This window comes from Marivita sp. (assembly GCF_051859345.1).
Classification (GTDB): domain Bacteria; phylum Pseudomonadota; class Alphaproteobacteria; order Rhodobacterales; family Rhodobacteraceae; genus Marivita.
Genome location: NZ_JBHYFV010000029.1, coordinates 29,389 through 49,292, shown reverse-complemented (window position 1 = coordinate 49,292; position 19,904 = coordinate 29,389). Strand labels below are relative to the sequence as shown.

20 protein-coding genes are annotated in these 19,904 nt (G+C 58.0%); 11 read left to right on the top strand and 9 right to left on the bottom strand.

Annotation, left to right across the window (positions count from 1 at the left end; translation table 11 throughout):
* The 4 genes from ACTIEN_RS16410 to ACTIEN_RS16395 all read left to right on the top strand — a co-directional run.
* On the top strand, positions 1-1,249 hold a 1,249-nt coding region (locus tag ACTIEN_RS16410), incomplete at its 5' end, for a monovalent cation/H+ antiporter subunit D (protein WP_439524231.1).
* Between the two features lie 3 nt (positions 1,250-1,252).
* Complete coding sequence (locus ACTIEN_RS16405; protein WP_439524230.1) at positions 1,253-1,744, top strand: Na+/H+ antiporter subunit E; 492 nt, start codon at positions 1,253-1,255, stop codon at positions 1,742-1,744.
* Complete coding sequence (locus tag ACTIEN_RS16400; RefSeq protein WP_439524229.1) at positions 1,741-2,010, top strand: K+/H+ antiporter subunit F; 270 nt, start codon at positions 1,741-1,743, stop codon at positions 2,008-2,010. Before ACTIEN_RS16405 ends, ACTIEN_RS16400 begins: the two co-directional genes overlap by 4 nt.
* Positions 2,011-2,019: 9 nt before the next feature.
* Positions 2,020-2,394, top strand: coding sequence for a Na+/H+ antiporter subunit G (locus tag ACTIEN_RS16395; RefSeq protein WP_439524228.1), 375 nt, complete (start codon positions 2,020-2,022; stop codon positions 2,392-2,394).
* 14 nt (positions 2,395-2,408) lie between these two features.
* Here ACTIEN_RS16395 and ACTIEN_RS16390 read toward each other — a convergent pair whose 3' ends face one another.
* Positions 2,409-2,909, bottom strand: a complete 501-nt coding sequence (locus tag ACTIEN_RS16390; RefSeq protein ID WP_439524227.1) for a MarR family winged helix-turn-helix transcriptional regulator — start codon at positions 2,907-2,909, stop codon at positions 2,409-2,411.
* Positions 2,910-3,143: 234 nt separating this feature from the next.
* Here ACTIEN_RS16390 and ectA point away from each other — a divergent pair, with 234 nt between their 5' ends.
* The 4 genes from ectA to ACTIEN_RS16370 are packed head-to-tail and all read left to right on the top strand — an operon-like array spanning position 3,144 to position 6,859.
* The gene (gene ectA, locus ACTIEN_RS16385) at positions 3,144-3,677 is read left to right on the top strand and encodes a diaminobutyrate acetyltransferase (protein WP_439524226.1); all 534 of its coding nucleotides are present in this window, start codon (positions 3,144-3,146) and stop codon (positions 3,675-3,677) included.
* A 56-nt stretch (positions 3,678-3,733) separates the two neighbouring features.
* Positions 3,734-5,026 (top strand): diaminobutyrate--2-oxoglutarate transaminase, encoded by a 1,293-nt coding sequence (ectB, locus tag ACTIEN_RS16380; protein ID WP_439524225.1) that lies wholly within the window; start codon positions 3,734-3,736, stop codon positions 5,024-5,026.
* A gap of 5 nt (positions 5,027-5,031) precedes the next feature.
* A complete protein-coding gene (locus ACTIEN_RS16375) occupies positions 5,032-5,433 on the top strand; it encodes an ectoine synthase (protein WP_439524224.1) in 402 nt (133 codons plus the stop codon).
* Position 5,434: 1 nt separating this feature from the next.
* Entirely contained in the window at positions 5,435-6,859 is a 1,425-nt protein-coding gene (locus ACTIEN_RS16370; protein ID WP_439524223.1) for an aspartate kinase, read from the top strand.
* Positions 6,860-6,882: 23 nt separating this feature from the next.
* Here ACTIEN_RS16370 and ACTIEN_RS16365 read toward each other — a convergent pair whose 3' ends face one another.
* From ACTIEN_RS16365 to ACTIEN_RS16340, 6 genes are all read right to left on the bottom strand, one after another.
* On the bottom strand, positions 6,883-7,509 hold the full coding sequence (locus ACTIEN_RS16365) for a glutathione S-transferase family protein (RefSeq protein ID WP_439524222.1): 627 nt from the start codon (positions 7,507-7,509) through the stop codon (positions 6,883-6,885).
* Between the two features lie 24 nt (positions 7,510-7,533).
* A complete protein-coding gene (locus tag ACTIEN_RS16360) occupies positions 7,534-8,589 on the bottom strand; it encodes an ABC transporter ATP-binding protein (RefSeq protein WP_439524221.1) in 1,056 nt (351 codons plus the stop codon).
* Positions 8,590-8,591: 2 nt separating this feature from the next.
* Positions 8,592-10,079: an argininosuccinate lyase gene (argH, locus tag ACTIEN_RS16355; RefSeq protein WP_439524220.1), complete on the bottom strand. Its 1,488-nt coding sequence runs from the start codon at positions 10,077-10,079 to the stop codon at positions 8,592-8,594.
* A gap of 64 nt (positions 10,080-10,143) precedes the next feature.
* Positions 10,144-11,019, bottom strand: coding sequence for a carbohydrate ABC transporter permease (locus ACTIEN_RS16350; protein ID WP_439524219.1), 876 nt, complete (start codon positions 11,017-11,019; stop codon positions 10,144-10,146).
* Complete coding sequence (locus ACTIEN_RS16345) at positions 11,020-11,907, bottom strand: carbohydrate ABC transporter permease (protein WP_439524218.1); 888 nt, start codon at positions 11,905-11,907, stop codon at positions 11,020-11,022. It lies immediately after the preceding gene.
* Positions 11,908-11,968: 61 nt separating this feature from the next.
* Positions 11,969-13,237 (bottom strand): extracellular solute-binding protein, encoded by a 1,269-nt coding sequence (locus tag ACTIEN_RS16340; protein WP_439524217.1) that lies wholly within the window; start codon positions 13,235-13,237, stop codon positions 11,969-11,971.
* 119 nt (positions 13,238-13,356) lie between these two features.
* Between ACTIEN_RS16340 and ACTIEN_RS16335 the strand changes: the two genes are divergently transcribed.
* The 3 genes from ACTIEN_RS16335 to ACTIEN_RS16325 are packed head-to-tail and all read left to right on the top strand — an operon-like array spanning position 13,357 to position 17,729.
* Entirely contained in the window at positions 13,357-14,532 is a 1,176-nt protein-coding gene (locus ACTIEN_RS16335) for an ROK family protein (protein WP_439524216.1), read from the top strand.
* A 3-nt stretch (positions 14,533-14,535) separates the two neighbouring features.
* Positions 14,536-16,872 (top strand): PIG-L family deacetylase, encoded by a 2,337-nt coding sequence (locus ACTIEN_RS16330; RefSeq protein WP_439524215.1) that lies wholly within the window; start codon positions 14,536-14,538, stop codon positions 16,870-16,872.
* A gap of 53 nt (positions 16,873-16,925) precedes the next feature.
* A complete protein-coding gene (locus ACTIEN_RS16325) occupies positions 16,926-17,729 on the top strand; it encodes a DMT family transporter (RefSeq protein WP_439524214.1) in 804 nt (267 codons plus the stop codon).
* Positions 17,730-17,758: 29 nt separating this feature from the next.
* Here the strand turns inward: ACTIEN_RS16325 and ACTIEN_RS16320 are convergent, their stop codons facing one another.
* Complete coding sequence (locus ACTIEN_RS16320) at positions 17,759-18,436, bottom strand: D-lyxose/D-mannose family sugar isomerase (RefSeq protein ID WP_439524213.1); 678 nt, start codon at positions 18,434-18,436, stop codon at positions 17,759-17,761.
* A 123-nt stretch (positions 18,437-18,559) separates the two neighbouring features.
* Positions 18,560-19,870, bottom strand: a complete 1,311-nt coding sequence (gene hslU, locus ACTIEN_RS16315) for an ATP-dependent protease ATPase subunit HslU (RefSeq protein WP_439524212.1) — start codon at positions 19,868-19,870, stop codon at positions 18,560-18,562.
* Positions 19,871-19,904: the final 34 nt, after the last annotated feature.

Here is a 19,904-nt window from a genome sequence, read left to right as displayed (position 1 = left end):
CGCGATCGCCACCGGATGGGATGCCAAGGGCAGACATTTCCACGCATTGTTCCAGTTTCAGCTGATGGGCATTTGCGGCGCGTTCCTGACCGGTGACGTCTTTAACCTGTTTGTGTTCTTCGAAATCCTGCTGATCGCGTCTTATGGCCTGATGATCCATTCCGGCGGACGCGACCGTATGCGGGCCGGTCTGCAATATGTGGTGATGAACCTTGCCGGGTCGACCCTGTTTCTCTTTGCGCTTGGAACGCTTTACGCCAGCACAGGTACTCTGAACATCGCCGATCTTGCCGCCAAGATCCCGGACATCCCTGCCGAAGAAGCCGCGTTGGTGCGTGTGGCTGCAATGCTTCTGATGATCGTGTTTGCCGTCAAGGCGGCACTGTTCCCGGTGCAGTTCTGGCTACCTGCCACCTATTCCAATGCGCCCGCACCGGTTGCTGCGCTGTTTGCGATCATGACCAAAGTTGGGGCCTATGCCATTCTGCGGGTTCATACGGTTGTCTTTGGTCCCGGTGTTCCGGGCACCGAGGGTATGATAGACGCCTGGTTGTTCCCGGCCGCGATTGTAACCATCGCCCTTGGCGCGTTCGGAGTCTTGGGTGCGCGTCGGCTGATGCCATTGATCAGCTTTTCGGTTGTGGGGTCCATGGGCACGCTGTTGGTTGCGGTGGCTGCCTTCTCACCGATCGCGACCACGGCGGCGCTTTATTACATGGTTCATTCCACGTTTGCGGCAGCCTGCCTGTTCCTCATCGCGGATCTGGTAATTTCGCGCCGCGACGGAGATTCCCTGAATCCGACCGCTGCAACTGTGCAGAACGGGCTCTTTGCGGCGATCTTTTTCGGGGCGGTGATTGCGATGGCCGGGATGCCGCCGCTCAGTGGATTCCTGGGTAAGCTGCTGGTTCTGGATGCGCTGCGGGAACCAGAGCATCTGGTCTGGGCATGGACCGCCATTCTGGCGGGGTCGCTGTTGACCATCGTCGGGTTTGCGCGCGCGGGCAGTATCCTGTTCTGGAAATCCACGGCTATGCCCGCCCCGATCCCAGATCCGGACAATAGCGCGCCAATGCCGAAAACCGCCACTGTCGCCGAAGTGACGCCGGTGATGCTAACCTTGGCGGTGCTGGTCACCCTGTCGGTGTTTGCCGGACCGGTTGCGACCTATCTCGAACAGACCTCGCTCCAGCTTTTTGATCGGGACGGGTATATTTCGGCAGTGCTTTCACCCGGAGGGGAGACCTGAGATATGCTGACACGTCTGATCCCTCATCCGCTTCTGAGCTTGACGCTTGTTTTTGTCTGGCTTGGGTTGGTCAACACGTTCACGTTGGGAAACCTGATCCTTGGCGGGTTTCTTGGACTGGTCATTCCGATGCTGACGGCCCCGTATTGGCCGGATCGGCCCAGGATCAGCAGGCCGTTCAAGGGGATTGAATATGTGCTGGTCGTTCTTTGGGACATCGTTGTGGCCAATGTGCAGGTTGCCGCGATTATCCTGTTCAAGCGCGAGCGCGATATTCACTCGCGTTGGGTTGTTGTTCCACTGGAACTAACCTCTGCGGAGGCGATCACGGTTCTGGCCGGAACAATCACCATGACACCGGGAACCGTGTCGGTCACGCTTGCCGCAGATGGGGGCAGTATTCTTGTGCATTGCCTGCACACCGACGATGTCGATGCTGTTCGGGACGAAATCAAGACACGTTACGAACGGCGGTTGAAGGAGATTTTCCAATGATCGAAATCGCGATTATGTTTACAGCCGGATGTTATAGCATCGCCATGTTGCTTGACCTGTGGCGCATTGCGAAAGGGCCACATTCGGCAGACCGCATTCTTGCACTTGATACCATGGTGATCAACATGATCGCCTTTTTGGTGCTGTATGGAGTGTGGCGTGGCACGGCCATCTATTTCGAGGCGGCCATGCTGGTTGCCATGGTCGGATTTGTCTCAACCGTCGCCTATTGCCGCTTCCTTTTGCGCGGCGACATCATCGAGTGAGCGTGTAGCATGAACATTTTCGTCGAACTCCTGATTACCGTCTCGCTTGTTGTCAGCGGCATCTTTGGCCTTGTCGGATCCTACGGGCTTGTCAAACTGACGAACACGCTTCAGCGGCTGCATGCACCGACCAAGGCGACAACGCTTGGTGTCGGGGGCGTATTGGTGGCGTCGATGGTCTATTTCTATGCAGCGACCGGTTACTTTTCGGTGCACGAATTTCTTATCGCGGTGTTCCTGTTGCTGACAGCCCCGATCACGGCGAACTTTATCGCCAAGACCTTCATGGCAGAAAATCTGCGCGAGTCGGACCTGCCCGACAGTCAAAGCAGTTGTGGCTGGTCGATCTACGACAAACCCCCAGAGTCGCCTCCCGAGTCCTGATCGGTCCGCAATGTCTAATCCAGTCTCTTCCCCGCTCTGATCTCGCCCGTTGTGAGAACAGGGGACGCATCAAGGCCGCGGGCATCCAGCATATCGGCGACACGTTCCAAAGTCGCGACCAACTGCGCCTGCTCCCAATCAGCCATCTTCATGAAGGCGCGCACATAGCGTTGTTGCAAAGCGTCAGGCGCGTCTTCCAACCGTTCACGCCCATCTTTGGTGACAGTCACATTTGTCTGGCGACGATCTTCGTTTGAGGGCAGGCGTTCGACCAGCCCCCTTGCAACCAGCTTGTCCACGAGCGCCGACACCGTTGCCTGGCTGACACCCATTTGTGTGGCCAGCGTCTTTGGGGTCACGCTGTCTTTTTCGTCGACAATTTGAAGCACCCGAAGCTGTGCCGGTGTCAGACCAACCGCATGGGCCAGATCACGCGCATAAAGTTCGGTTGCCCGCAGGATGCGCCGAAGCGCAATCAGGCTGTCATCCATTCTGAGGTTTGGCTCTGTTTTCATGACGTTGAGCATCGCACGAAGTCTATTCAGGCTTCAATCTGCGATTGTCACCAAGGAAGCTTTGCCAGACTAAGTAGTTCGGGAACCAAATCAAGACTTCTCAGTTGAGTCGGTAACACGATACAGCGCTATTTGCGCACATCAGCGCTTATTTTGCCTTTATCGACCTTAGATGTTGAAACGCATCACAGGGTATATTACTTAGTTAGGCGAACTAACGAAGGGTCAGGACATATGTCAAAGAACAGTGAAATCCCCCGAACGGAAAAGCCCCGTCTGCGCAAACCAGATGCGACGGACGGGGCCGCAATCTGGGAGCTTGTGAAAGACTGCAAGCCTCTCGACGAGAATTCGATGTACTGTAATCTCGTCCAAGCAGAGCATTTCCGCGACACTTGCATTGTCGCCGAGTTGGATGGAGACATTGTCGGCTGGATTTCCGGCCATATGATTCCCGACCAAGACGCGTTGTTTGTTTGGCAAGTTGCCGTAAGTTCCAAAGCCCGTGGGTTGGGCTTGGGCAAGAAGATGCTCCTTGACCTGATCGAACGCGACGCCTGCGATGGCGCAACCCACCTCAGGACAACAATCACTCGCGACAATGACGCTTCATGGGGTCTGTTTCGCGGATTCGCCCGGTCCATCGGGGGTACGCTCACCGATACGCCGCACTACACGCGCGACACCCATTTCGAGGGTCGTCACGACACCGAACACATGGTGTCGATCACGCTACCAGCGGCAGACGACCTAAAGCGCGCGGCCTGATCTCAGCGCGCTGCGACTCCATACAATTTAATTTTATTGCCTTGAAAGGACATCTGATGCCCAAGGACATGAACACTATCGACTCGATTTTCGAACGCCGCGAGAGCGAAGCCCGCTCCTACTGCCGTGGCATGCCTGCCGTATTCACCAGCGCGAGCGGCTCTGAAATGACCGACGACACCGGCAAGACGTGGATTGATTTCCTCGCGGGCTGTTCATCGCTCAATTATGGTCACAACGACCCTGACATGAAGGCCGCACTGATCGAACACATCACGAATGACGGGATTGCACATGGGTTGGACCTGCACACCAACACGAAAGCGGCCTTCCTGGAATCGTTTGAAAAACACATCCTCGCACCACGGGGCATGGATCATCGCGTGATGTTCACCGGACCAACCGGGGCGAATGCCGTCGAAGCCGCGATGAAGATCGCCCGCAAGGTCACGGGCCGCACCAACATCATCGCCTTTACCAACGGCTTTCACGGTGTGACCACCGGTGCCTTGGCGGCTACCGGCAATGGCTATCACCGTGGCGGTGCAGGGATGTCGCTGAACGGTGTCACGCGTATGCCATTTGATGGATTTTTCCCGGGCGAAACCGATACGGTTGAATTCCTTGATGCAATGCTCAAGGACAAATCCGGCGGTGTCGATGCGCCTGCGGCTATCTTGCTGGAAACGGTGCAAGGTGAAGGTGGTCTGAACGCTGCGAGCCCGAAATGGATCAAGCGCATCGCGAAACTGGCCAAGGATCACGGCGCGTTGCTTATCATTGACGACATCCAGGCTGGCTGTGGTCGCTGTGGAACGTTCTTTTCCTTTGAAGAGATGGGCGTCACGCCTGACATTGTGACGATGGCAAAGTCGATATCCGGTTTTGGTCTGCCCATGGCAATGCTGCTGGTGCGTCCGGAATACGATATCTTCGGACCTGCCGAACATAACGGCACCTTCCGGGGCAACACGCACGCCTTCATCACCGCCAAGGTCGCGATTGACAAATTCTGGTCTGACGACAGCTTCCAGAAGGAACTGGCCGAGAAGTCCCAGATCATCCACGATGCGCTGGCCGATCTGGCAGCCATGGTGCCGGATGCGTACCTCAAAGGGCGTGGCCTGATGCAAGGTGTCGATGTCGGTTCTGGCGATCTGGCGGGCGACATCTGTTCGCGGGCCTATGACAAGGGTCTCATCATCGAAACTTCGGGCAGCGAAGATCAGGTGATCAAGGTTCTGGCACCTCTGACCACGCCGAAGGAAACGCTGCGCAAAGGGTTCAACATCCTTATGGATGCTGCCAACGATGTGCTGACCGAACCAAAAAATATCGCTGCGGAGTAACAGACATGATCGTAAGAGACTTCAACAAGATCGTTGAGAAGGAAAAAGACCGGGTCGTGTCTGATGCCAACTGGACAAGTGTCCGGATGCTTCTGGCGGATGACAATATGGGCTTTTCCTTCCACATCACGTTCCTCGAAGAAGGGTCCGAACACACGTTCGAGTACAAGAACCACTTCGAAAGCGTGTATTGCATGAAGGGTAAAGGGTCGATCACCGATCTTGCCACCGGCGAAACACACGAGATTGTGCCGGGCGTGATGTATGCGCTCGACAAGCATGATCGCCATGTCCTGCGCGCCGACGAAGAGCTTGTCATGGCCTGTTGCTTTAACCCACCCGTGACCGGCAACGAGGTTCACCAGGAAGACGGCTCCTATGCGACGCCGGTGACCGAGGACGCTTGATATGAGACATACTGTCGAAAAGATCGGCGGGACGTCCATGTCCCGCCTGTGTGAATTGCGGGACACGCTTTTCATCGGGGATCGCAGCAAGGACGACGTCTATGACCGCGTGTTTGTGGTGTCGGCCTTTGCCGGGATCACGAATCTGCTTCTGGAACACAAGAAATCCGGTGAACCAGGTGTTTACGCGCTGTTTGCAAACGATGACAGCAATCACAAATGGCAGGATGCACTGGATCGCGTCGCAGAAGCGATGAAGGCAGCACATGCTGAAGTGCTCACCCACGCGGGCGACGTGCAGCAGGCCAATATGTTTGTGGAAGAGCGTGTTCTTGGCGCGCGCAACTGCCTGATCGACCTTCAGCGCCTGTGTTCTTACAGCCATTTCCGTTTGCACGAGCACATGGGCCACATCCGCGAATTACTATCTGGCCTGGGCGAGGCGCATTCCAGCTTTGTCACCTCCATGATGCTCCAACGCAGTGGCGTCGAGGCGCGATTTGTCGATCTGTCGGGTTGGCGTGACGAAGGGGATGTAAGCCTTGAACAGCGGATCACCAACGCGTTTGAGGGAATCGACCCTGCAACCGAAATGCCGATTGTCACGGGTTATGCGCAATGTGTTGAAGGGTTGATGAACGAATTCGACCGTGGATATTCTGAGGTCACGTTTTCACACCTCGCAGCACTGACCGGCGCGCGTGAAGCGATCATTCACAAGGAGTTCCACCTGTCCTCGGCCGATCCCAAACTGGTCGGCGAAGATGCGGTGCGCAAGCTGGGTCGGACAAATTACGACGTGGCCGATCAACTGTCCAACATGGGCATGGAAGCCATCCACCCGAAGGCCGCCAAGACCCTGCGGCAGGCTGGCGTGCCTCTGCGGGTGACCAATGCTTTTGATCCCGGTGACCCCGGAACACTGATCGACGACCAGCCCGCCGATGAAGCGGCGGCCGAAATCGTGACAGGTCTGGACATCGTCACGCTTGAGGTTTTCGAGCAGGACATGGTCGGTGTCAAAGGCTACGACGCCGGCATTCTCGACGTTCTGACGCGCCACAATGTCCGTATCGTGTCGAAAGTGTCCAACGCCAATACGATCACGCACTACCTGGATGCGTCTCTCAAGACCATGCGCCGGGTAGAGCGCGACATCACCAAGATGTTCCCGGCGGCCGAGATCACAAGCCGTCGTCTGGCGATGGTGTCGGTGATCGGACGCGACCTGAACGGGTTGTCCATTCTGACCCGTGGACTGCAAGCCATTGCAAATGCCGGGCGTGAAGCCATCGGCGCAAGCCAGGGCCCGCGAAACGTGGATGTTCAATTCGTGATGGACCGGGATTCGATGGAGCCGGTGATCAAGGCCCTGCATGCGGAACTGATCGAAAACACGCCGACACGATTATCCCGTGTGGCCTGAGTAAAAACCCTCCGATGTCCGGTTCAGGGCATCGGAATATCCGTGACGAATTTCGGAACCTGATAGCCCTTCTGTACCGCCGGACGCTCTGCAATCCGCAGATACCAGTCTCTGACATTGGGAAAATCGTTCAGATCGATCTCTTGCCATTCGAACCGTGCGGCCCAGGGAAAGATCGCCATATCGGCAATCGTATAGTCTCCGGCGACGAAATCCTGCCCGTCCAACTGCGTATTGAGCACGGAATAGAGCCGCGCTGCTTCTTTCCCGTAGCGCGCCTCGGCATAGTCCGAGGTGCCCTTGTTGAACTTCAGGAAATGATGCGCCTGACCCAGCATCGGGCCAAAGCCCCCCATCTGCCACATCAGCCATTCCATCATCTGCCAATAAGCATCGCCCTCTGCCAGAAAACGTCCATGTTTCTGCGCGAGATAGAGCATGATCGCCCCACTCTCCATTAGCGACAGACCATTGTCCTGATCCAAAATCGCAGGGATCTTGTTGTTTGGAGAAATCTTCAGGAACTCCGGCGCGAACTGGTCATCCTTGCCGATATCGATGGAATGGACGGTGTAGGGCACACCCAGCTCTTCCAGCAGGATGGACACCTTGCGCCCGTTCGGTGTGGTCCATGTGTAAAGGTCAATCATCGCATCCTGCCTTGTTTCGTGAATTTACCGCAGCGCAGTGCCGGTCGCCGCATCGAAGATGTGCAACGTATCCACTGCCGCCGTCAGGGTTACTTCTTCGCCGACGTCGGGTGGTGTTCGGCCATCCGCCTTGGCGATCACTTCCTGTCCCTCGACTCCGACATAGATCAGCGTTTCATGCCCCAATGGCTCGCGCACCGTAACCGGCCCACGCACCAGCGCAGGCCCATCGCCGGGATGCAGGTCTTCGGGGCGCACCCCAATCGTAACCCGATGCCCGTCCGTCACGTCCAGCCCAAGGCCCAAGGTTTCGCCGGACCCAAGCCGAAGCGCCCCGTTAGACACTGTTCCCGACAGCATGTTCATCGACGGTGCCCCAATAAACCCGGCAACAAAGGTGTTCGCGGGCTTGTGATAAACCTCGGCTGGCGTGCCTACCTGCTGGATATGCCCGTCCTTCATGATCACGATCCGATCCGCCATCGTCATCGCCTCGACCTGATCATGGGTGACGAAGATAATCGTATTGCCCACCCGCTGATGCAGCTTCTTGATTTCCAGTCGCATCTGTGTGCGCAATTGTGCATCGAGGTTCGACAGCGGCTCATCGAACAGGAACACCGCCGGATCGCGCACCATGGCGCGCCCAATCGCCACGCGTTGCCGTTGGCCGCCGGACAATTGGCTGGGTTTTCGGTTGAGAAGATCGGTCATGCCAAGGATACCCGCAACCTCGTCGATGCGCGCCTCCTTGGCGGGTTTCGACATCTTCGCGGTGCGCAGGCCAAAGCCGATATTCTTGCGCACGGACATGTGCGGGTAGATGGCGTAGTTCTGGAACACCATCGCGATGTCGCGTTCCTTGGGTTCAAGGTTGTTGACGACGTTTCCGCCGATCAGGATCTCGCCACCGCTCACATCCTCCAGCCCGGCAATCAGCCGCAGGGTGGTGGATTTGCCACATCCCGACGGGCCGACAAATACGACAAACTCGCCATCTTCGACATCAAGACTGATGCCATGCAGCACCTCGGTCTTGTCATACCGTTTGACCAGATTTCGGATCGCAAGATCGGCCATGCTCAGTCCTTCACCAGCAGCGCGTCGAACGCCGATTTCAGTCTCTGTTGTGCGGTTTCGTGTCGGGTTCTGCGCACCACACAAGCCCCTCGCGCCGCCTGTGCCTCTTCCGCATACCCCTCCAACGCATTGCGTAACGCCGCCTCTGCCGGCCCACCAACACGATCCCGCCGCGCAACAAAGGTGTCCGGTGCCACCGCTGTCCGGAACGCGTCCTCACCCAACCGAGACGCCCGCCCGGTCAACTCCTCGAAGGCCACCGCGAACGCCGCAAACCCGTCGCCCAACGCCGCTCCTTTGGCAATCACCGCCTTCGCCGTCGTCGCCGCAACCTCATGTGCCGCGCGGAAGGTCAGTCCTTCGTGCCGCACCAGCGTATCCGCCAATTCGGTGATGGTGATGCAGGCCGCATCCGTCGTCCGCCGCACCCGGTCCGCATTCACCCGACAAGCCGGGATCAGCGCGGTGAGTAACTGCAACACCCGCGCCCCACGTTCGAACGCGGCATAGCCCAACTGCTGCACCTCACCCTCGCTGTCGTTCATGTCGGTGAACGGCGTGTTCTGCATCACGCCGACGATGGCATCGCATTGACCCACGGTCGCACTCGCCAGATGGCGCAGGTGCTCTATCGGCACCGGGTTGCGCTTTTGCGGCATGATCGAACTGATCTGCACAAGGCTGTTGGGCACATAAAGCTGCCCCACCTCGAACGCGGTCCAGAACTGCATGTCCTGGATGACGCGCCCGAGATGCAGGAACATCAGTTTCATCGCGGAATAAAGCCCTGTCACATAATCGACCGATGCGATGCAACCATAGGAATTGACCAACGGTCCCTCGAACCCCAACAACTCCGCCACCCGCCCCCGATCAATCGGAAAGCCGCTTGTGGTGATCGCCGCAGCCCCCATGGGGCAATGCTCAAGCCCATCCGCCGCCGCATTCAGCCGCGCGATGTCGCGCAACAGCACCTCGATCACCGCACCAAGGTAATGCCCCCAAGTCGTCGGTTGCGCGGGCTGCCCATGGGTATAGGCCACGATCAACGTCGCATTCTCGGCCTCCGCCTTGGCAATCAACGCCTCCGTTAAGGTTAACGCCTGCTCCAGCATCACCGCCACCCGGCCCCGCAGCGCCAGCTTGAACAGAGTATGGTCCATGTCATTGCGCGACCGCGCTGTGTGCAACGCACCACCCAGATCATCCAAGCGGCGCTTCAACTCCGCCTCGACCAGAAAGAAATAATCCTCGTGTTCGCCGGTATAGGTCAGCCCGTCGATATCGGTCTCGTCGTCAATCTCCCGCAGCGCGCCAGCGATCGAGCCCGCATCTGCCGAAGGCAGAATCCCGGTCTCGGCCAGCATCACCAGATGCGCCCGGTTGATCGCCGCCATATGGCCCGCGTAATGCGCCTTTACCCCGTTGAACAGCGGCGCCAACACAGTCTCCCGATAGGTCGGGTCCGGGAAAACGCTCTGGTCCGTCATGTACCGCCCCCTGGTTCTTCTTTTTCCAAATATGCAAACGCGACAAATGCCAAAGAGAGCACACTCATCCTTTGAGTCCCGCCATCACCACACCCTGAATGATATACCGCTGGAAGATCAGGAACACGATCAGCGTCGGAATGGTCGAAATCGCCGCCCCCGTCATGATCAACTCCCACGCCACATCGGCCTCATCCCCAAAGGACGACAGGCCCACCGGCAGGGTATACATCTCGACGGAATTGGTCACGATCAGCGGCCAGATGAACGCGGTCCAGTTGCCCAGGAAGACAAAGATCGCCAGTGCTGCCAGCGCGGGTTTCACCAAAGGCATCGCCACGGTCCACCAGATCTGCAATTCGTTCAAACCATCAATCCGCGCGGCCTCGATGAAATCGTCCGGAACAGTCTCGAAAAACTGCTTCATCAGGAAGGTTCCGAACGCCGTCATCAAGCCGGGGAACATGATCCCCCAATAGGTGTCCAGCCAGCCGAATTGCTGGCTCATCAGGTACCACGGAATGACCAGCATCTCGGTCGGGATCATCAGCGTCGACAGGATCGCGATAAAGATGATGTAGCGGCCCGGAAAGCGGAACTTGCACAAAGTATAGCCCACCAGAGAATCGAAGATCACGTTGCAGATGGTGGTAATGATCGCGATCACCATCGAATTGAGGAACCACCAATAGAACCGCCCGTCTTCAAGCACATAGGTGTAGTTCTCGATATGCGGCTCGTCCGGGATCAGCTTGAGGTTATAGACTTCATGCGGCCATTTCAGCGAAGTCGAGATCATGTAGGCTATGGGCATCACCATCGCCACGCCGCCCAGAAACAGCAGCATCCAGCGCAGGATCTGCCCCATATTGGCGGGTTTCTTTGGCGCTTCGGTTTTCAGAAGCGCTTCGGTGGTCGGGCGAATCTCTGTAGCGGTCATCTAGCTGTCCCTCAGGATGCGCAACTGGATCAGGCTCACCACCAGGAGCACCACGAACAGGACCACGGTTTGCGCAGCCGCATACCCCATGTCGAACGAACTGAACGCGGTTTCATAGATCATCAGGACCAGCGGTTTGGTGCTGTTCAAAGGTCCGCCGGGATTGTTCGTGGTCATGTTGAACACATGGTCGAAAATCCGCAGGAAGCCGATGGACGAAAACACCACGATGAACACGATCGTTGGCTTCAGAAGCGGCAGCGTGATCTCCCACAGCACCGTCCATGTTGACACACCGTCGATCCGCGCCGCCTCGTAATAACTGCGCGGAATGGCCCGCAGTCCGGCCATGAAGATGATGACCTGAAATCCTAACCCGGCCCAGACGGCAGGGGCCAGAACCGAGGGCAAAGCCCATGTCGTCGATTGCAGGAACGGGAATTGCGGAATGCCCAATCCGGCCAGTGCGTTGTTGAACAACCCCACCGGAACCGGCTGATAAAACCACCGCCAGACCCAGGCCATCGCCACCGCGCTGGTCATGAAGGGCAGGAAATAGAGCATGCGCAGAAACCCGTGCATGAACCGCACCTGATCAAGGTGATAGGCAATCACAAACGAAATCAAGAGACTGAGAGGCGTGCCGATCAGCAGATAGACAAACGTGTTGCGGAACACCTTCCAGAACACGGGATCGGCAAAGAGTTTCTGGTAATTGTCCAACCCGGCCCAGGTGCGGTCCCCCAGCAGGTTCCAATCCTGAAAGCTGATGAGAATGGCATTGCCCGTCGGGTAGAACCGGATCACGGAATAGAACAGGACTGGCAGGGCCAGAAAAGCCCATGCCCAGACGATCTGCTTTTGACGGATGGTCAGGTTGCGATACATGCCAATGTCCGGAAACGACGACACCCCGGTCGGGAGAAAGACCGGGGTGCCTGAAACGCGCTCAGTTGGAGGCGCTGTTGTAGTACTCGTCAAGGATCTTCTGTTCGGCTTCTGCCGCCACGGCAAGGCTTTCCTCGGCGCTCATGTCTTGGAGGGTCATGCGTTCGACCATTTCCACCATGACCTGCCGCTGCCCGCTTTCATCGGCGAACTTGGTGGTATGGGCATAAGCCAGACCTTTGATGAACGGGCCGTAAACCGGATTGTTGGCATTGGCGTCTGTCAGACCCACCGAAGGTTTCGCCGGAAGCTCGCCCACCACATCAAGCCAGATTTGCATGGCCTCATCGCTGGAGATGTACTCCATGAACTTGACCGCAGCGTCGTACTTTTCGCCCTCGGCCTTGGTGGTGATGGCATTCACCCAATACGAGGCATAGTTCGATTGTGACCCATCGGCTGCGGCAGGAAGCTCTGTCACACCCCATTTCAGACCGCGCGTCTCGTTCAGTGATCCGATGCGGAACGATCCGTCGATATGCATTCCGGCGCGGCCTGCCTTGAACGCCGCTTGCGGTTCATCCATGAAGCCGATTGATGTCACCGCGTCGTCACCGGTGAACAGGCTGGAATAGAAATTCAGCGCTTCCAGACCCGCTTCGGTGTTGTAATTCACGGTCTGATAATCATCGGTATAGGGTTCACCGCCGAACTGACGCACCAAGCCTTCGCGCCACCAGTGGTGATCCTGCGCGGTCATCCCGGCGGTCAAGCCCACCTGTGTCAGGTTGCCCGCGCCGTCGCGTTTGGTCATCGCCTTGGCGGCTCCAATCATCTCGTCCAGCGTGGTCGGCGGTTCCACCCCGGCTTCCTCCAACAGGCGTTCGTTGTAAAAAAGCGCCAGCGACCGCACGGCGGTGGGCAGCGCCCAGTACTGGTCGTCTTCCTTCATTGCCTGCACCATCGGAAAGAACTCTTCGTCGATGCGGCTTGCCGGGAACACATCGGAGGGCAAGGGCTGGATCAGGTCAGCCGCGACATAGTCATTCAGCCATCCATAAAACAGCTGGACCACATCCGGGCCTTCCCCTGCCGGAATCGCCGCCGCAACCTTGGTGCGGTAATCGGCATAGGGGAAATGGGTCATCTTGACGGTGATGTCGGGGTTCGCTGACTGGAAATTCTCGATCAGCGTTTCCATCGCGGCCACACGGGCATCGAAGAAATACTGCCAATATTCGATTTCAACCGCATGTGCGGCGGACCCGAACATTGCGGCTGCGCTGGTTGCGGTGGCGACAGCCAGTGCTTTTGCGTTGAAGATGGACATGGACCTCTCCCTGTTGAGATCTGTTGAATGTGCCAGCCCATTCTTGTGTGGGACCGGTCGATTTCCAAGCGTTAACTCAACTTTCTTGAGTGTTCAAGTTTGGTGCGTTAAGCGAAGGCATGGTCACCACGCTTAAACCCCAGCTTGGCGCAAATCCGGAACGTGCGCGCAGCCACAACAAACAGTTGGTTCTGCGTGCCGTGCGGCATGCCGGTGCGGTCGGGCGCGCAGAAATTGCCCGCGCTTCGGGTCTGTCGACACAAGCGGTGTCAAACATCATATCGGATTTGCTGGGCGAAGGTTTGCTCATCGAACAGGGTCACCGCAGCGCGGGGCGTGGTCTGCCGGTGCAGCAATATGCCATCAAGCCGGGTGGCGGATATGCGTTTGGCGTCGAAGTGCGCCCGACCGCTGTGTTCACTGCGCTGATCGACCTTGTCGGAACCCCGGTTCTGACCAAACGCACGCCTTTGCCCGACGCGCGGAAGATGACGATTGTCGATACGGTGTCCGACCAGATGGATCACGTCCTGTCAGAGGCGCAATTGAAAAAGGACAAGTTGCTGGGCGCCGGGATCGTCATGCCCGGACCGTTTGGTGACACTGGCCTGAGCGGCACCGCATCCGAACTTCCGGGCTGGAACAGTGACGATCCCGCCAGGACCTTCGCCAGCACACTCGACCTTCCTGTCTTTGTCGAAAACGATGCCAACGCCGCCGCAATGGCCGAACGGATGAACGGCATCGCACGGGGATTCGATGATTTTGCCTATCTTTATTTCGGTCAGGGCCTTGGTCTCGGACTCGTGCAGAACGGGCAAATCATCCAGGGTGCATTTGGAAACGCTGGGGAGATTGGTCAAATTCCTGTGCTCGTAAATGGAAAATTGACGGAACTGGAAAGCGCCGCCAGTCGTTTGTCAGCTCAGACCTATCTTGCGGCCCAAGGACTTGACGTGACCGACATGGACGACCTGATCAGTCTCTATTCCAGCCAAAACCCACATTTGCGGCGCTGGCTGGATCAGGCGGCACAGGCGCTGTCACCGGCCTTGTCGATCATCGAAAACCTGTTTGATCCGGAAACCGTGATCCTTGGCGGGGCGATGCCCGATGTGCTGTTGGATCATATCATCCAGCAAACGCCGTTGCCGGTCCGATCCGTCTCCAACCGGCCTGACCGTACCCATCCCCGATTGATGCGTGGCACCTCGGGACGCATGACCGCAACACTTGGTGCGGCAGCGCTTGTTCTGCATCAGGCCTTTACTCCCACCATCGCCGCTGCGAGGTAAACCATGCCCACCCCCGATCAAACCCGCTTGCAAGAGACCCGTATGCGCCCCCGCGTTCTTGATCTGTGGTGGGCGTTGCGCCCGCTTCAATCCGTGGTGCGGTTGATGAACACTGGCGCACATCCGGACGACGAGACAACCGCGCTGCTGGCCGCCATCAGCCTGCGCGACGGGATCAACCTCAGCTATGCCTGTTCCACGCGTGGCGAAGGTGGCCAGAACGACATCGGCACCGAAAGCGGTCCTGCATTGGGCGCATTGCGCACACGCGAGATGGAGCGTGCCTGTGATGTGCTCAACATGCGGCTTTATTGGCATGGCACGTCGCCGGACGATCCGATCCGCGATTTCCGCTTTTCCAAGAGTGGCGAGGAAACGATGGGAATCTGGGGGCACGATCATTTGCTGCACCGCTTTGTCGAGATCGTGCGCACCGATCGTCCCGACATCCTCCTGCCAACGTTCCTCGACGTGCCCGGGCAGCACGGCCATCACCGCGCGATGACAGAGGCAGCGCACGAGGTTATGACCGCTGCCGCAGATCCCGACTTTCCGTCCAACCTATCGCCGTGGCAGGTGTCCAAGATGTACCTCCCGGCATGGTCCGGCGCAGGTCAGGCTTATGATGATGACCTGCCCCCACCAAAAGCGACGTTGACCGTGCAGGGTGCTGGCAAAGACCCGATGTCGGGATGGAGCTATGCCCGCATCGGCCAGATGTCGCGTGCCTACCACCGGACCCAAGGCATGGGGCGCTGGGTTCCCGCCGGTCCGGGAAAGGACTGGCCTTTGCACCTGGTGGTTAGCCATGCCGATGGGCCCGACACGAGTTTGACCTCTGGACTGCCGCAAACCCTGGCTGACCTTGCAGACCAAGCGCCCGAGATCAGAGAGCACCTGCTTGCCGCGCATGGGTACATCACGGAAACGGTCTCGGCCTTTCCGCATTTCAACCACATCGCCGAAACCGCGCGCAACGCCTTGAAGCACATCCAGCAAGCCGAGGCCGAAGCGCCGCCAGACATCGCGCACCGCCTAGCCGACAAACACCGTCAACTTGCGCAAGTTCTTCGCTTGGCACTTGGGATCCAAGCGTCGGCCAGAACGGACACCATATGGCTTCGACCGGGTGATACCACACCTGTCACCGTCGAGTTCGACAAGGGCGATGCACAGACCGCAAGTTACAGCCTCGACCTGCCTTTCGGCTGGTCCTTTGAAGATGGCGTCCTCACAACCACGCCTGAGGCCAACCAGACCGATGCATATCGCGCGGAATATGATCCGGCTGATCCTCCGTTTCCCCGGATTGCGATCCAGCTTGAGACAACTTCGGTTGCCGTGCCCTTCGACGCGCCCCCGGTCATCCTTCCTGACCGTGCGGCCTGGATCGAACCAAATGCGGCTCTGATCAACCTCAATGAGCCCAAACGCAGCATCCCCGTTGCAGTGGCTGATGTCAGTCCGGCAGGTAGCCGGGTAACTTTTGATCTGCCCGACGGATGGAGCACTGACATGCAGGACGGGGGCCTCAAGGTCACCCTTCCCGACGACACGGAACCGGGACTCTATACCCTTCCGCTATATGTTGGACGTGACCCGGCAATGACGGAACGTCGGATCGTCTACGATCACGTCGATCCAACAGCCTTCGCCAAACCTGCCACCCTGCAAGTCCGTGTTCTGGATGTTATCGTGCCGGACGGCAAGATTGGCTATATCGGCAGCGGGCATGATGCGGTTGCACAGTGGCTCAGGGCGCTTGGGGCCGATGTGAGCGAACTGACCGACGATCAGATCAACAGTGAAACCGCGCTGGCAGATTTCGATACCATTGTCATCGGGATCTTCGCCCTGCGTTTTCGTGATGGGCTGGTCTCTGAAATGCCCCGGATTCACGATTGGGTCGAAGACGGTGGCACTCTGCTTACGCTGTATCACCGGCCTTGGGACAATTGGGATTCAGAGACTGTTCCGCCGCGAAAGCTTGAAATCGGGCAGCCGTCACTGCGCTGGCGTGTGACCGATGCGCAGGCCGAGGTGACCCATCTTGAACAGGATCATCCGCTTTTGACCACACCCAACGCCATCACTGAAGATGATTGGGACGGCTGGGTAAAGGAACGCGGACTGTATTTTGCCAAGACCTGGGACGATAGCTACACGCCGCTTCTCTCCATGGCGGATCCGGGCGAAGAACCCTTGACGGGTGCGTTGCTCACGGCCGAGATCGGCAAAGGTCGGCACACCCATTGCAGCCTGGTTCTACATCATCAAATGGCCAACCTGGTTCCGGGCGCGTTTCGCCTTATGGCCAATCTCATCGCCCCCCGACGATGACGCCAGACGCGCCGCGCGACAATCTCAGGGGTGGCGCGTGGCTTGTTGCTGACATGGCGTTGAACATATGGGCGCTGGGCATCGTCAAGGCGCTTGGGCTGGGCTACCCGGCGGCGCAGATCGTGTTTCTCAGGGCAGGTATCGGCTTGTTGCTGCTGCTGCCCTGGATATATCGCGACCGCCGCGCCTTTGTGACCATCCCAGCCCTTCCCCTTCAGCTGCTGCGCATCGGGTTGAGCACCGCAACCCTGACAGCAAGCTATTTTGCCATATCGCGTGTTCCGCTGGCCCTGTTCACCACGATGAACTTTACGCGTCCTCTGGTCGTGATGATCCTTGCTGCATTGATCCTGAGAGAACGCATTACGGGTGGTCAATGGGGTGCCGCCGCAATTGCGATGGTCGGCGTCGTGATAGCGATTGATCCGCAGGGTGCCGATATCGGTCCGGGCCTTCTGGCTTTGGCGCTGGTTATCCTGACAGGTTCTGGCGCCGTGATTGTCACAAGACGGCTGCGCGAGACTCCGACCATTGTTCTGATGACCTTTTACGCTGTTGGGCTGGGTCTTTGCACCCTCCCGTTCGCGGTATGGTCTTGGCAGCCGATCGCCCCCGAACATCTGGCACCATTGCTTGCCATTGGTGTTTTTGCTCAAGCCGCGCAAGCGTGCTTTTTGCGCGCGCATTACAATGGCGATGCCGGAGTCCTTTCGGTTCTGGGCTACATGAGCCTGCCGCTTTCAACAGCCGCCGGCTATTTCGCGTTCAACGAGACGCCCACACTGCGCTTCTTTGCCGGTGCCGCGCTGGTCGTCATTGCCGCCGCATCGCTGACGCTCCGCCGGCGACGCTTGTAGAGGAAGGCAACTCCCTCGGGCGCGTCGAGTCAAAGATGCGTGTCGTAATCCGACACCAGCAAATGCAGCGGCGGTTCGTCTTCCTCGATGTTCGAAAAACGCCCTATGGGCAAAGCGAAAATGTTATCGGTCAGGTCGTCATTCACCGTAGAGACTTCGCCGATCAGGACATCACCATCTTCACCCCAGAACGCGTGCCAGTTGTTTGGCAAAAGCGTCACTGATTCACCGGGAATAAGCTTTAAATGCCCGCCGGCGGGCAGAGTGCGCAGTGTCCCGTCGACCATGACGGTGACGTCGGCCTCTTGATCAATCGCGCCTTCGGTGTCGGCCATGAAAAGCTCTATCACCAACGTGCCACCGCCTCGGTTGATGATGTCTTCGACTTTGACGTCATGCCGGTGCATCGGGCTAAGCTGCCTATTGCGCGAGATCATGATTTTTTCGGCATAGAGCATGGCCGACATCTTGCCGAGATCGGCGTTCAGCCCATTGCGCGTTGTGAACAGGAACAGGCCCAGATCGTCAAAACTCTCTTTGCCGTAATCGGTGATATCCCATCCCATGCGCCGCGCCTTGATCTCGGAGTGATCGCTGGACTTCAGAGCGTCGGGAGACAGGTAGGCAAAAGGCGGCAGGGTATAGCCGAACGAGCGCATGAACGCGTCGCTTTCACGCAGGATGTCGTTAATGCGGGACCGTTTCATATGCACCTCCGGTAGATGGTGGCGCTAACATAGCGAAAATTGCCCCAGCACGGAAGCGGTGGGAGGTGTCCCGCGCCGGTTTATTTTATGTGCATGGTGTGTCTCATTTCCGAGGCACACCGATCACAAGACGTAGCGGCTCAGATCGGTTGACCGGGTCAGTTCGCCTAGATGCTTCTCGACAAAGTCGGCATCCACGGTGACCTGCTCTCCGGGTTTGTCCGGCGCGTCAAAGCTCAGATCCTCGAACACGCGTTCCATGACGGTGTACAGCCGCCGTGCCCCGATATTCTCGATCGACTGGTTCACGTCCGCAGCGATCTTGGCCAGCGCGGCGATGCCTTCTTTGGTGAAGGTCACGGTCACCTCTTCCGTTGCCATCAGGGCGGTATATTGCAGCGTCAGGGCGTTGTCTGTCTCTGTCAGGATACGCACAAAATCCTCTTCGGTCAGCGCGCGCAGGTTGACGCGGATCGGCAGGCGGCCCTGAAGTTCTGGCAGCAAATCAGACGGTTTCGCAATGTGGAATGCGCCCGAGGCAATGAAGAGGATGTGATCGGTCTTCACCGGCCCGTGCTTGGTGCTGACAGTGGTGCCTTCGATCAAAGGAAGAAGATCGCGCTGCACGCCTTCGCGGCTGACGTCGCCGCCGCGGGTTTCCTGACGGGCCGCAACCTTGTCGATCTCGTCAAGAAACACGATGCCGTTCTGTTCGACCGCTTCCAATGCAAGTGTCTTGACCAGTTCGTCATCAAGCAGCTTGTCCGCTTCTTCGGCGATGAGCGTTTCATAGCTTTCCGCAACCGTCATGCGCTTGCGGGTGGTGCGCCCCGCAAAGGCTTTACCAAAAAGGTCGCCCAGATTCATCATGCCTCCGCCACCCATGTTGGGTTGGCCGGGAATATCCATTGTCGGAAACGGGCTTGATGTGTCCAGAAGATCCAGTTCGATCACGGTGTCATCCAGCAACCCGTCCTTGAGCTTTTTGCGGAACATCTCGCGGGTGCCTTCACGGGCACCTTCGCCCGCTATCGCCTCGATCACACGCTCTTCAGCGGCTTCATGGGCCTTGGACTTGACCTCTTCGCGCATCTGGTCACGGGTCATTGCAATGGCGGAATCCACCAGGTCCCGGATGATCTGCTCCACGTCGCGGCCGACATAGCCCACCTCGGTGAACTTGGTCGCCTCGACCTTGATGAACGGTGCCTTGGCAAGCTTGGCCAAACGGCGGCTGATCTCGGTCTTGCCGACGCCGGTCGGTCCGATCATCAGGATATTCTTGGGATACACCTCTTCGCGCAGATCATCGCTCAGCTGCTTGCGCCGCCAGCGGTTCCGCAGTGCAACCGCGACAGCGCGTTTTGCGTCTTTCTGGCCAATGATGAAGCGGTCCAGTTCAGACACGATTTCGCGGGGGGTGAGGTCGGTCATATTGGGTATCCTTATCGGCGGCGGGAGGGGATCA